Annotated in this window: 13 protein-coding genes; 6 read left to right on the top strand and 7 right to left on the bottom strand. The window is 46.7% G+C overall.

Going from position 1 to position 12,588, the window contains the following annotated elements:
• Positions 1-230: 230 nt before the first annotated feature.
• Entirely contained in the window at positions 231-1,151 is a 921-nt protein-coding gene (locus tag HCZ42_RS05510; RefSeq protein WP_368484167.1) for a DMT family transporter, read from the bottom strand.
• Positions 1,144-1,563, bottom strand: a complete 420-nt coding sequence (locus HCZ42_RS05515; RefSeq protein ID WP_167419734.1) for a gamma-glutamylcyclotransferase family protein — start codon at positions 1,561-1,563, stop codon at positions 1,144-1,146. Before HCZ42_RS05515 ends, HCZ42_RS05510 begins: the two co-directional genes overlap by 8 nt.
• Before the next feature lie 397 nt (positions 1,564-1,960).
• Here HCZ42_RS05515 and HCZ42_RS05520 point away from each other — a divergent pair, with 397 nt between their 5' ends.
• Complete coding sequence (locus HCZ42_RS05520) at positions 1,961-2,317, top strand: winged helix-turn-helix transcriptional regulator (RefSeq protein WP_167419735.1); 357 nt, start codon at positions 1,961-1,963, stop codon at positions 2,315-2,317.
• 50 nt (positions 2,318-2,367) lie between these two features.
• Here HCZ42_RS05520 and HCZ42_RS05525 read toward each other — a convergent pair whose 3' ends face one another.
• Entirely contained in the window at positions 2,368-2,907 is a 540-nt protein-coding gene (locus tag HCZ42_RS05525; RefSeq protein WP_167419736.1) for a peroxiredoxin family protein, read from the bottom strand.
• A gap of 184 nt (positions 2,908-3,091) precedes the next feature.
• On the opposite strand from HCZ42_RS05525, the gene HCZ42_RS05530 reads away from it, so the two are divergent.
• The gene (locus tag HCZ42_RS05530) at positions 3,092-3,478 is read left to right on the top strand and encodes a universal stress protein (protein WP_167419737.1); all 387 of its coding nucleotides are present in this window, start codon (positions 3,092-3,094) and stop codon (positions 3,476-3,478) included.
• A 172-nt stretch (positions 3,479-3,650) separates the two neighbouring features.
• On the opposite strand, the gene HCZ42_RS05535 is transcribed toward HCZ42_RS05530, so the two are convergent.
• On the bottom strand, positions 3,651-5,255 hold the full coding sequence (locus HCZ42_RS05535; RefSeq protein WP_167419738.1) for a methyl-accepting chemotaxis protein: 1,605 nt from the start codon (positions 5,253-5,255) through the stop codon (positions 3,651-3,653).
• 608 nt (positions 5,256-5,863) lie between these two features.
• Positions 5,864-6,115 carry a DUF2999 family protein gene (locus HCZ42_RS05540; RefSeq protein WP_167419739.1) on the bottom strand — a complete coding sequence of 84 codons (252 nt, stop codon included), beginning with the start codon at positions 6,113-6,115 and terminating at the stop codon, positions 5,864-5,866.
• 340 nt (positions 6,116-6,455) lie between these two features.
• On the opposite strand from HCZ42_RS05540, the gene HCZ42_RS05545 reads away from it, so the two are divergent.
• The 4 genes from HCZ42_RS05545 to HCZ42_RS05560 all read left to right on the top strand — a co-directional run bounded on the left by HCZ42_RS05545 (position 6,456) and on the right by HCZ42_RS05560 (position 10,135).
• Complete coding sequence (locus HCZ42_RS05545) at positions 6,456-7,769, top strand: molybdopterin-dependent oxidoreductase (protein ID WP_167419740.1); 1,314 nt, start codon at positions 6,456-6,458, stop codon at positions 7,767-7,769.
• Between the two features lie 59 nt (positions 7,770-7,828).
• A complete protein-coding gene (locus HCZ42_RS05550; protein WP_167419806.1) occupies positions 7,829-8,434 on the top strand; it encodes a c-type cytochrome in 606 nt (201 codons plus the stop codon).
• Positions 8,435-8,534: 100 nt separating this feature from the next.
• Entirely contained in the window at positions 8,535-9,020 is a 486-nt protein-coding gene (locus HCZ42_RS05555; protein ID WP_167419741.1) for a peptide-methionine (S)-S-oxide reductase, read from the top strand.
• A 368-nt stretch (positions 9,021-9,388) separates the two neighbouring features.
• Positions 9,389-10,135 (top strand): siderophore ferric iron reductase, encoded by a 747-nt coding sequence (locus tag HCZ42_RS05560; protein ID WP_167419742.1) that lies wholly within the window; start codon positions 9,389-9,391, stop codon positions 10,133-10,135.
• Positions 10,136-10,209: 74 nt separating this feature from the next.
• Here the strand turns inward: HCZ42_RS05560 and HCZ42_RS05565 are convergent, their stop codons facing one another.
• Both HCZ42_RS05565 and HCZ42_RS05570 read right to left on the bottom strand, forming a co-directional pair.
• Complete coding sequence (locus HCZ42_RS05565) at positions 10,210-11,289, bottom strand: matrixin family metalloprotease (RefSeq protein WP_167419743.1); 1,080 nt, start codon at positions 11,287-11,289, stop codon at positions 10,210-10,212.
• 252 nt (positions 11,290-11,541) lie between these two features.
• Positions 11,542-12,519, bottom strand: a complete 978-nt coding sequence (locus HCZ42_RS05570) for an arginine deiminase-related protein (protein WP_167419744.1) — start codon at positions 12,517-12,519, stop codon at positions 11,542-11,544.
• Between the last annotated feature and the right edge of the window lie 69 nt (positions 12,520-12,588).

The raw sequence follows: 12,588 nt of genomic DNA on the forward strand, positions 1-12,588 counted from the left end.
GTTGGAGGGGATAGTTGCAGTATGGATGCAATATGAAGGTTTTTGTGGCAAGTAGGTGTCTTCAGTACTCTAAACGATGCGAACTATTTATCTTTTTGGCTTAGAGTTGCACATTTGAGCCACAGCGGCGAGTAACGAGAATGGATGAACCTATCTAGAGTATCGTTCGCTGGCTAAAATCTTATCAACGACCTCGGACATTGATCTTACGAGTTGATTCTTACTCCGAGTTATTTTCTTTTGGTTTTATTCGCTAGCCCTTCAGTGATTTCTGGTTCAATCTTGTTGCCAACTCTGAGTTTAGACATCGCCGCTACGTTGCCAAGCAGCATCAACAGCGCCCCTAACAGAAGAGACCACTCAAACTGCTCGTTGTACAGCAAAACGCCGACTACCGCGATCGCGGGCAATCTGAAAAAGTCCATAATCACCACGCTAGTGACTTCAGCATACTGCATCGCCTTGGTCATACAAAAATGCGCAGATAGCGCCGTCACGCCAATTAAGATCAGCCAGCCCCACTGCGTATCGACTGGCATTTGCCAACTTGGCAACGCCAACACAAAACCGATAGGGAGCTGGATCACGCACATCATAAATAAGATCGTGAAAGGGTGTTCAGTGGCAGAGAGTGACTTGGTACACGCGTGAGAAATGGAATAACACATCGCAGCACCTAACACGATCAGCGAAGCGAGATTGACCACCTCAATACCCGGTTTGACGATGATGAAAACACCCAACAAACCAAACCCTATCGCGGCGAGTTTCGCTTTGGTTAACGCCTCACCTAAGAACAACCAAGCGATGATCGCTGTCCATAGTGGCACTGTGAACTCAAGTGCAAACACTTCCGCAAGCGGTAGCAAACCAATCCCCACAAACCAGCCATACTGCCCGGCATAATGAAATACATTACGCAATCCGTGCAGCCTGATTCGTCGAGTAAAAATATGTGCGGTTGTTCTTGTCGCCAACATCATTAATGAAATCGCGACTAAGCCGATAACACTGCGAAAGAACAACATCTGAAAGGTGCTGACTTCACCGCTGAGCTCGCGCGCGCCGATCGCCATCAGACAGAAAGACAGTAAAGTACCCAGCATCCATAATAGAGATTTGGTTACTTGATGCTTATTCGGGTTAAGCATATCGGCTTCGATACAACTTGACGTGCTCAAGACGGTATTCATCATCAAGCACTGCTTTCACTTCAGATTGGTCAAGCATTTCTGGTGGTTTGGCGTAGAGAAACACGTCTAGCTCTTTGCCAGATTGCAAACACGTAACCTTGATCGTTATCCTGCGATAGCCGTCTGGCTCATGGATACGCTCCAAGGCGTCCATCGCATCCAGCGCTTGGTCATCAACTTCAAATACTTGACCTTTGATTGGTTTTCCGTGCCCTTCATCCAGCACTAACCACGGAGAATGACGCTCTCCAACCAGATAAAGCGGGTAGCGTTGCTTGGTTTGAAAATCTCCCCCAACGCGAACACCTTTGTTGGTTTTAAAATTAGGGAACCCTTGCTTAAGAGTCCCGAATACAAACACTTTATGCACGAAACACTCCTTATTTCGAACGCATGATAAGGATATAGAGTAATCAGCGCTGCTTCATAAAAGCAACCGCTAAAAGGTTATCCCGCCCCGGAGTGAAGACCAGTAATAAGCAAGCCAACGTTTAGGTAATAAAGACTTTGAGTGAAACATATAACCTCGTTGTTACTGACATCCGAGCGAACGGTTTAATTGGTATACAGAATTAACCTATAGACTTGCTCACTAAAGTGCAACAAGTGGAAAAATTGAAATAAACCCGGCATGTTAGAAATGAGTCGAAATAAACGTCGAGGTTCTCGGTTCTATAGTACTAATTGAAAGCATTTTCGAGCGGTTTACCATGGTAACTTAGTTTGGAATGCACTGCTGTTTTGCTTGATAACAAGAAGACCTGCCAATGAAAAGTTCTATCGTTATCGACCATAAAGGTCGTAAATCTGTGATTAACCCATGTACAGAGCCGTGCCCCATCGAAAAAGGGATGCGCTTGATCGGCGGGAAATGGAAAGGGTCTTTAATCTATCAACTAAGAGACGGTCCCGTTCGCTTCAATGACCTTGTTCGCCTACTAGGCGGCGCGAGCAAAAAGATCATCGACCAGAGGCTTAAAGAACTTGAGAACGAAGGGATGGTCACAAGAAAAGTGCTTAGTGAACGTCCGCTAGCGGTTAGCTACGAGTTAACCGACTTTGGTAAAAGCGCGCTGAAAATCTTAGATGATTTACGTGTATGGTCTGAGACACACAATATTTAAATCAACAAATAAACGAGCCTGAAGACTTAACAGGCTCAAATCATAAGACACTAGTAATCAAAAGTACCACGGATCGGGTAGTGATTATTTGGGTCTCGAATCCACGCTAAGCCACGTGTTAGCGCACCAAGTTCCGGTCTGATAAACGGATTGTTAGCCAAGTCTACTACGTGTAAATCACCGTTTTCGTTTACCACAAACAAACTTGGTTCTGAGAAATTGTGGTCGGTCTCCTGCTCGGAGCGAGGCACCGAGATATACAAACCAAGCTCTTTCATTTGTTGCTCTGATAGACCGTATGCAATAGGAAAGCTGACGTCTAATTGCGTAACATGCTTCTGCAACTGCTGCTTTGAGTCCGCCGAGACAGCTAAGACTTCCACACCAGCATCTGAGAACGCCTGTTTGTAGCTTTCGATTTCATTAAGATATTTGGTACATAGTGGGCAATGCTTTCCGCGATAAACAAACACCGCCTGCCACAGTCCCTGCCCTTTCGGCTTTCCTAACGTTACCACCGAACCGTCGAGTAACGTCGCTTCAATATTGGGAAACTTGTCGCCTGCTTTTAATTTCGCTGAATGTGCCATACCCGCTCCTGAGTTAATAAAATGATGGCTGAACATCAACAATGTAAAAACACCACACGCAGCTTTCAAGTAGTTACCTTTTGGTAACCTAATGTTGAGGAGTTTTGGCGCTTCACTTGAAAACTCGTTTTTACTGAGACTGCTAGACTTTAATTAAATGCTTAGTAGTCACTTGGGAGGGAAAATGAGTTATCAGCATATTTTAGTCGCGGTGGATTTAACCGACGCTAGCCAAACCGTCATCAACCGGGCGATATCAATGGCCCAACAAAACAACAGCAAACTCTCGTTGATCTTTGTCGATGTCGACAGAGTGGTTCTGGAACCGAAAGATCAGCGGTCTTTCGAACAACAGTTAAAAGCGTTAGTAGAGCAAAGCCACTACCCCATTGAAGAGTCTTTAATTGTGGTCGGTGACTTGCACGTTAAACTGTCTGGAATGGTCAAAGAAATGGGCATCGACTTGGTCGTGTGCGGGCACCACCATAAATTATGGAGCCGCTTGTTTTCTACTGTACCGAAAGTCGCCAACGCAGTTGAAACCGATTTGTTGGTGGTGTATCTGAGTTGATGTTTGATTTGCAACGCGTGTTTACAGTGTAAAACATTGCAATGAACCAATCACCTAGCGACCAATGAAATAGCCGCGGAGTTAATGGGCACTTTACGGATAAGCTCGAAATAGAAAGAAACAAGCCGCTGACTCGCAGCGGCTGTTCCTGGGGAGGCGAAGACTCTCGTCTTCACACTTTGAAAAACGCTAACTCATCTCCTAATTGATTGGTCAACTTAGAGATTTCCTGATTCGATCGATTGGTATTGCCGATCCCTTTTAGGTTCTCTTGCACCAAGTGGTTGATCTCTTCAAGCTGCCTTGAGATATCTTGCGTTACTGCGTTTTGTTCTTCTGCGGCGGTGGCCACAATCGAGTTTACATCGGAGATGTCTCTAACTTTATTCGCGACATTTTCAAACGCTTCAATCAATTCTTGGGCCGCGGTTTGCGTCTCATCAATCAACTCAACGTTATGTGTCATAGACGAATCTGCTTTTTGTGACTGTTCTTGCAGCATAGAAATGATCGACTGAATATCGATGGTCGACTGCTGGGTTTTAGCTGCCAGTGCACGAACCTCATCCGCAACAACCGCAAAACCGCGCCCTTGCTCACCGGCCCTTGCGGCTTCAATCGCCGCGTTGAGTGCCAATAAGTTGGTTTGTTCTGAGATACCGTTAATCACATCAACGACAGAGCTGATTTTATCCGAGTACTCTCGCAGCTCGTTGACGATCGCTCTCGCTTCATAGATCGACTCGCTCACTCTCTGAGTGGTTGTATTAGACTTCTGCAATACTTCATTGCTGATTGCGATGATACTTGAGGCTTCTGACACCGACTCTTCAGCGCGAACCGCATTGACAGCCACATCTGAAGCGGTTGACGACAATTCTGTCGCAGCAGTCGCCACTTGCTCTACCGACGATAACTCCGCCTGAGAGTTTCGTTCGTTATTCGCAATCGACGTGGCAATGGCTTCCTGACTATCATGCAGGGCGTGCATATTATTATGACTACCAGTCACAAACTTTTGCAGCTTAGTCGAAAGCACAGACAACCTTTCACCGATGAGATCCAGCTCGTTGTTGGACTTCTTCCACTCACTATCTTTCACTTTACCGTTAGAGATATCTTCTAACCATGTCAAGAAATCTGGCAGACTACGCAGCTCTCGTTTGACCATAAATACAGAGACAAAAACCGCCAGCAACGCACTCGCAATTAGGATAATCCAACCATAAAAGTTCGCTTTGCTGAACGCTTGCTGAGAAAGGTCCAGCTCCGTTTTTGCCACGTCCAGCTGTAATTGAACTAGTTCAGATAACTCTACGCCCAAATCATCAATCATCTTGTAGAGTTCAATGATCAGTGTCTGGTCATCAATAGTGCCTGCCGTTCGCTTAGCGATAAGGGTTGGCAGAACTTTTTCCAGATTAGCGACCTTGTTATCGAGCACGGTTGCGAGTTCTTCTTCACGAGGCGTTAGCTGAGTGGCTAGGTATTGGTCTAGGATAACTCGCGCTTGTTTTACTGAGTCCTCAACTCCTGCAACGAAATCTTGGTACATGACCAGTCCAACATGCTGCTTGTTAGCGGCGTCAATGATGTTGATCGCGTACAAATCAGAGACTGATTTCAAAGAGGAGAGAGGAACTACTCGATCGACATAAACACTGTTGAAGCTATCCATGACAGCTTGAGAGGTAGAGATAGACTTAGCGTGATAGCCCAGCAGCACTGCAATAAAAAATGCAGGAATAATCAATAGCTTAATAGAAATACTTTTCATTTTTATTATTTACCAAAATAGTAATTAAATCATTTATTACCAGCGTTACCTTTCAACAAGAAAGATACATTCGGTTAACAACAACGTAGCACGTAGATACAGAAAAGTCTGTGAAATAGCGATGAACCCATCCATACACGATGAATATTAGAAATTCTAAAAACAATATTTACGCAAATAAATATTTACACAATACAACAGTAAGTTACTGCCAAAACACGCCATCTATGAGCAAGAAACCACTAATAAACCTCGAAACCTCATAAGCTTCACCAATGCTACAATAACCAGAACTTGCCAAAGAAAATAAACCGCACTACAGAATAAAAAACCAATAAAAAGAAAAAACTAAGAATTAAAAATTAAATTCACTTCAATACGAAATATTGATAACAGTACGCCTTTGTATGCATAAGAAATGAATATGACACCACACTCTTATAAGTAAATACTTTCGAACTTGCTAATATACAATAACACACATAACCAAAGAGAAGTGAGTGCGATTGGTGTTGACCAGATGGGTTTAGTTTGGGGTGAGAAACCAAAAAGCCGTTCTACAAAACAGACACTCTGTAGAACGGCTTTTAGATAGAATAGCAGTGAAATTACTGTTGTAGCTGCGCTTTCGCCGCTTCGACTTTCGAGAAATCAAGCCCTAGTTCGTTCACCGCTTCTTTGATAAGAGCAGGGTTTTGCATTACCTGCCCCATTAGCAATTGCAGCTTATCTTGAGGCAAACCCAGCTGGCTGATCGTCGCCATTGCCGCAAGTGGGTTTTGCGTCAACACTTCAAACAGTTCTTTAATTTGCTCATCGCTAATATTGTTTTCTTTTAACAGAGCTAAAATCGGGTTCATCATCTTTCCTTTTTAAACACACCATAAAACTGGACAGCAGTTTAGCATCAGCCTCGGCAAGATGGCACTCCCGCGTATATTTCTCACACTGATACTTTAGGGCAAAACAGAGGCATGGTAGAGGATTAATACCCACTACCCTCGGTTACCTTTGCCCTAAACAACATGAACACTAGCCTTTCTCAAAGCAATTATTGTGAAGTCCGGACATAGTCAACTAAATTTAGAGATGAACAACCGAATAGGTAAGTATCAGTGAGAGATTGGTTGTACGCGCTACCGAGCTGTAGATGACGTAGAAGTTCAGGTTCTTGGGCGTTGACCGACAAAGGAACGCAACATGAGTAAGAACGAGAAAAACAATCCGCAGGGCATCTATAAATACTATGAGAAGAACCCAGAATCTGCGGACGAAAAAGTCTTTGGACGCGTAAGTTACCCAGACCGACGCGGCTTTTTGAAAGGTGCTGGGTTAGCGACAATGGCCGCAGTGCTGGGTGGCGCAATACCTTTCCACCGCAATATGCCGGCTGGAATCGTCCCAGCGGCGTTTGCAGAAGGGCTCGATGATGTGATGATCGAAGGGAAAGACGACTTAACCGTTCTCAATGACCGGCCAATGAACGCTGAAACGCCCCCTCATCTACTCAACGATGACGTGACCCCAACTCGTCGTCACTTTATCCGCAACAACGGCATTCCACCAACGGAAGTAGACGCCGACAGCTGGACGCTGACCATCGATGGTTTGGTCGATAAACCAATGACGTTATCGATCGCCGATTTGAAGAAAAACTTCGAAGTGGTCGAGCAACAGCTGGTGGTCGAATGTGGTGGTAATGGCCGAGCATTCTTTGACCCTAAAGCCACTGGCAACCAGTGGACTTACGGTGCGGTTGCTTGCTCAAGCTGGACAGGGGTGAGGTTGGCTGACGTCCTACAAGCCGCCGGACTTAAAGTTGGCGCTATCTACACCGCACATTATGGCGCAGATAAGCACTTATCCGGTAAAGCCGATAAGCTGCCCATTTCTCGCGGTGTACCAATCGCAAAAGCATTGAGCAGTGAAAACCTCATCGCCTTTGCCCAAAATGGGGAGCCATTACACCCAATGAACGGCGCGCCTTTGCGTTTGGTTGTTCCCGGTTGGCCGGGTTCGTGCTCGCAAAAATGGCTGACACGGATTGAGATTCGCGATCAGATCCATGATGGTCCCAAAATGACGGGGACCTCTTATCGAGTCCCAAATCGACCAGTTGCACCCGGTGAAAAAGTGGCGACAGAAGATTTCGACATCATTGAACGCATGCCAGTGAAATCTTTGATTACCTCGCCACAAACGAATACTGAAGTGATGGGCAATGAAATCGCCGTTCGTGGCCACGCTTGGTCTGGCGACCGCAAAGTCGACAAAGTGCAGATCTCGATCGACTTTGGCGCCACTTGGATGGATGCCGATCTTGCAGCACCTGCCAATACAGGCGCGTGGCAAACATTCAACGCCAAAGTGAAATTCCCGCAGGCGGGGTATTACGAAGTTTGGGCGAAAGCGACCGACGACCAAGGTATCAGCCAGCCGTTTGCCATCGCTTGGAACCCGAAAGGTTACCTCAATAATACTTTTCACCGAATTGCACTGGTCGTTAAGGGGTGAGCATCGTGGGCACCAATCATCAATTAGGGCGGGTTATACCGCTCTCTTTTGTCGTTGCGATGTTGGTGAGCTTACCGAGCACTGCCGATGAGACGCTTATTCGAGCGGGCGAACAGCAAGCGATGGTGTGTAAAGCTTGTCACCAATTCGAATCGGATGGTGTCGCGGTTGTCGGCCCACCACTATGGGGAATCGCACAGCGTGATATCGCCAGTGCCAAAGGCTTCAATTATAGCGACGCGCTCAAAAAGCTCGACGGTAAATGGGATGCAAACAGGCTGGATGCTTTTCTCTTCGCGCCAAGCGAGTACGCACCAGGTACGAATATGGTGTTTCCCGGCATAAAAGACCCGGGAGCGCGCGCAGCGATCATCGCTTGGCTGGCAACAAAAAACCCTACTCCCGTAAATTGGATAACAGAATCGGCGGGCGCAGCGATTAAATCCGTAGGCGATGGAATATTAGCACCGGGAGAGAATATGGCTTTGGTCGCATCGGTGTGCTCGGCTTGCCACTCATTGCATTTGGTCGCCCAACAAGGGCTGAGCAAACAGAGGTGGGACGAAACGCTTAATTGGATGGTCGACGAGCAAGGTATGGATGAACTTAGTCCCGATGACCGCGAAGCGGTACTGGTCTACCTTTCGACCTATTATGGCATGTAGCGTAAGGGCATAGCATCACGCCCTAAACACCGTTGTTGGTTAACCTCGCCCATTAACTTTGCTAGAGTCTACCCAACATCAACTTAACCGTATTTTTCAGATGGAACAGATATATCTTGCAGGTGGCTGCCTTTGGGGCGTTCAGGAATTTCTCAAACACGTACCGGGCGTTATTTCAACCGAAGCGGGTCGCGCAAATGGCGTCACAAATACCACATCGAGCGACTACGATGGCTACGCGGAATGTGTAAGGGTTGAGTTTGACCCAAGCCAAGTGAATGTTGAGCACTTAGTCGACTATCTGTTTGAAATCATCGATCCCTACAGCGTAGACAAGCAAGGTAACGATGTCGGCAAGAAGTACCGCACTGGCGTTTACAGCACGAATCCTGCACACCTAGAACTTGTCAAACTGCATATTGCCGCAAGGAAAGACGCCGAGCGTATCGCGCTGGAAATCTTGCCACTGACAAACTACGTCAAGAGTGATGAAGAGCACCAGAACAGGCTAACGCTGCATCCAGAAGATCATAGCTACTGCCACCTGCCTCTAGACTTGCTGTACAAATACAAAAACCGCTCGTAACCCAGAGACAAGAAAGCCGCCAACAATTGGCGGCTTTCGCTTTTTGCTCAAACGATTTAAAACTCGTCATTCAAGTCAAGCGTGTTTGAACGCCCTTGCCCCGGGTATCAACTAACTGGGCTGTTATCCATACCGCAGAAGTAATCACCTCCCCCAATCAGGTCGCTGATTCTTCAATTCGGTTTGAGTTGGTTAGACATAACAAACACTAACAAAAATAACTATCATTTATATTTGCAATGTAAGACTAATCTTTTATAGTGGGCGAGTTGAAATAAAACTATGAAACCACTTCCTCAGATAACCAGTGGTAAGGAATGTCAACGAAGACACCCTAGCCTCTTATCTGACAAGCGGTGAAACGCGATATGAGCCCGTTACCTTTTTTTGAGCAATTGTTTGAACACGCACGACAAGTCACCCCCTACCTTGAAGGTACAGTGGCGCTATCGCCTACTCCCAACCAGACCGACTTACTCTATTTTGATCAGCCTTGCTCAGACACGATTCGAAAATTGTACGAAGAACTAAAACGTGCTCACCCTGAAGCGGGCGCGGCATACTGGTTGACCAGAACCTGGACGTTGCTTTGTTGGCAGCCAATCTACATTGCGTTTGTGGCGATTTATGCCTGTCGAGGCCTGCCTGAACTGCGTTCCATCGGGCAAATAGTGCAATCTAATTTTATCAGTGGCTTCCAGTTTACCGATACTGACTATCGTGAAGGAAAAAGAGAGCAGTTGATCAATGCTGCGGGCGAACAACTCAAGCAGTTGTTTGATTTTTATCGAGATGAGATGAATCAATGGGTGCGAGTGCGCCCGGGTTTCACCAACCATTTGTTTGCCGATGGTGTATTGGCTTGTTTGGTCAAACTCAGTCAACTAACACCAGAGCTGACTCGTGATGAGATACACGATCACGCGAAGTTGTGGCTCAGTGCCTGTGAGTTGCCCGAAAAACTGGCAGAGTCACTTAAAAGTGGCGACGATGACCGATCACTTAAACTCATTCGCACCAGTTGTTGCTTAGTTTATAAGTGCCAAGGTCGCAAACTGTGCGCAGACTGCCCTCGTCATCCCGACAATAAACAACCTAAACGCGCTGGGCGTTAAATTAGCAAACCACCGGCATAAATGCCTTGGCAGGCAAACGCAGAAAAGCCGCCGTCAAACAGCGGCTTTTATTCTCAATACACCATAATCGAACTCATACCGCGCATCGTCGCGTAATAGAGCCTAGTTCGGACGATATACTGACGACCTCGATGTAAGTGTACTTCGATTTTAGCGTTGTAATCATGTCCGCTATCGTCATCCCCTTCGATGTACTCTTCCACCCCGTCACGCAACTCAAACAGCACCATAACGGTATCCATTCTGCCGAACGTTTGTAGCGTGTACTTTCTTGTCATCGACGGGTTGATGATAAAGTCGACCTGCTCACCTGCGGCAATACTGAATCGCTGTGATTCAAATTCGCGCAGCTCGGCGACTGTCTCTTCCAGAGCCGGATACAACGCCTGAACGGTTTGGATATCGACAGGCGATAAACCACTGGCTGGGATGAGCGGTTTAATCTGATATTCAGCCGGACTTTCAATTAAACCCGCGGCAAAGCGATAGTGCATGATCGAGTCTTTGTCCCAAGCCGAACCATCCACCGTATTGGGCGCGATCTTTCTGATGATGTTCCAGTGGGTTTGCTCTCTTGACCAGTTGTTCGGCGGACCGCCCAAACTTTCGTAGACCTTTTCTTCATTCCACACGATTCCAGCGCGAGGATTTTGGTGTTCATGAGGAAAGCCCAACACGTGCCCGAGTTCGTGCAGTGCAGTGTCACGACCATATTCCGTAGTGAGGTCCCAGCCGTAGTTCGTGGTGCGCTCTTGCGGGTTTTTAGCGTGGTCAATACAATCTCGACCAACGTAAGACCACGAACCGTCATTCTGATCAAAACCAATCCTGATCATCGCTTCTTCTGGGTTTTGCACTTCTCGAAACTGCAAACCGATACCGCAGTTTTTCCACGTTGCAAACGCATCTCGAACCGCTTGCTCTTGTTCACTGCCACCACGCCAATGCGCCGGTTGTTTAAAGAAGTAATAAGTCAGTTGAGTACCGTTAACCCACATTCGGTCTAACTTGGCGATCAGTCGTTGTCGATGACCGTCGGATATATGTGCCAGACTCCGGACTTGAACTTCCGGAATAGTACAGCAACGCGCTTGGTCATCATCGGTATGAGTGTGCTTTTTCTCCCTAGCCATTTGCGTTCTCCTGTTGTTGGATTGGAGTCACTGGATAAGCAACTCCTTCACTATAAGAATAGGGAACAGCTCCACTTAGAGGGTTTCGCAAATATGCGAAATCTGGCGAATAGTACTTCAGTAAAGGTCAGACGTGTTTTATTCCGGGGGAAGTGAGCAAAGAGTAAATAACAGAGACAAAAAAGCACCCGTTTGTTCAGCAAGGCTATTGCTGACAGAACAAGGTGCTTATTCGAATGTTAAGATCAGGCGTTACAGCTTAGGGGCGCGTGACGGAAGAAAGACTTCACCCAACATACAACGAACGCTACCGCCACCGATGTTTTCTATCGTCTGCACGTTAAATGGCATTAAACGACCGTGACTAGAAAGCTGAGCAAGCTGCGCTGGCGAGAATGCATCGTAAGCAGATTGAGACATCGCGATCACTTTGTCCCCGTTAATCGTTTCAAGCTGGAGAATGTTGCCGCAGAACTGGTTCATTTGTTCTAGCGAGATCGAAATTACCTGCTTGTCTTTTGCTAGCGATTTCAGTACAAAACGACGCTCAAATTCCGGGATCACTTCATCACAAATCACGCAGAACCCTTCACCCACCGCCATCATCACGTTAGTGTGGTAAATCGGTTTACCCGAAGGTAGCGCTGTCTGGAAAGACACCACGCGCTCGTAACCAATGCGCTCCGCGTAATCTTCAAGTACTTCACGATCACAACGCTGAGAAAGCGCCGCGTAGATGGTACGGTTGATGTGATCCATCACCATCACACCTGTGCTTTCTAGGTGAGCATTAATATCGAGGTAAGACGTCAGTGAGTCCACCGATTTCACTTCGCGTCCGGCCGCTTCTAAAGCACTGCGCAGCGCGTCTGGCTTCACTTCGTGCTGGCGGTTGGTACACGCCATCGGGAAGGTGAATAATTCCCCTTCTGCGGTGGTGCTAAACCAGTTGTTTGGGAACACGGCGTCCGGCGTTTCAACGTCGCCAAGCGGGTAATCAAATACCACAACTTGCACACCAGCTTGACGCAATTCGCTCACCATAGTGGAAAACTCCTGCATCGCAAGCAAACGAATGTGCTCAGTGGTATCATTCACTTTGTGCTGAAATTCGTTGTCTTTTGCGGTTTCCGCGTTAAAAGCAAATTCTTTAGGTGGCACCATGATTACGCAGTTTGCGTTTTGCACCGTTTTTAATTGTTTTTCTGGTAATACTTGCTGTTTTAACATCGTGACAAACTCACTTTTCTCACTCAATGCAGCAAATTGTAGACATAATGTTAAATTAATATTTACTGA

Source organism: Vibrio hepatarius (genome assembly GCF_011806575.1).
GTDB classification, from domain to species: Bacteria; Pseudomonadota; Gammaproteobacteria; order Enterobacterales; family Vibrionaceae; genus Vibrio; species Vibrio hepatarius_A.

What these genes read in the sequence shown, in the direction of transcription:
- HCZ42_RS05510 (WP_368484167.1), bottom strand. Translation starts at nt 1,151, where the DNA reads ATGCTTAACCCGAATAAGCATCAAGTAACCAAATCTCTATTATGGATG.
- HCZ42_RS05520 (WP_167419735.1), top strand. Translation starts at nt 1,961, where the DNA reads ATGAAAAGTTCTATCGTTATCGACCATAAAGGTCGTAAATCTGTGATT.
- HCZ42_RS05525 (WP_167419736.1), bottom strand. Translation starts at nt 2,907, where the DNA reads ATGGCACATTCAGCGAAATTAAAAGCAGGCGACAAGTTTCCCAATATT.
- HCZ42_RS05530 (WP_167419737.1), top strand. Translation starts at nt 3,092, where the DNA reads ATGAGTTATCAGCATATTTTAGTCGCGGTGGATTTAACCGACGCTAGC.
- HCZ42_RS05535 (WP_167419738.1), bottom strand. Translation starts at nt 5,255, where the DNA reads ATGAAAAGTATTTCTATTAAGCTATTGATTATTCCTGCATTTTTTATT.
- HCZ42_RS05540 (WP_167419739.1), bottom strand. Translation starts at nt 6,115, where the DNA reads ATGAACCCGATTTTAGCTCTGTTAAAAGAAAACAATATTAGCGATGAG.
- HCZ42_RS05545 (WP_167419740.1), top strand. Translation starts at nt 6,456, where the DNA reads ATGAGTAAGAACGAGAAAAACAATCCGCAGGGCATCTATAAATACTAT.
- HCZ42_RS05550 (WP_167419806.1), top strand. Translation starts at nt 7,829, where the DNA reads ATGTTGGTGAGCTTACCGAGCACTGCCGATGAGACGCTTATTCGAGCG.
- HCZ42_RS05555 (WP_167419741.1), top strand. Translation starts at nt 8,535, where the DNA reads ATGGAACAGATATATCTTGCAGGTGGCTGCCTTTGGGGCGTTCAGGAA.
- HCZ42_RS05560 (WP_167419742.1), top strand. Translation starts at nt 9,389, where the DNA reads ATGAGCCCGTTACCTTTTTTTGAGCAATTGTTTGAACACGCACGACAA.
- HCZ42_RS05565 (WP_167419743.1), bottom strand. Translation starts at nt 11,289, where the DNA reads ATGGCTAGGGAGAAAAAGCACACTCATACCGATGATGACCAAGCGCGT.
- HCZ42_RS05570 (WP_167419744.1), bottom strand. Translation starts at nt 12,519, where the DNA reads ATGTTAAAACAGCAAGTATTACCAGAAAAACAATTAAAAACGGTGCAA.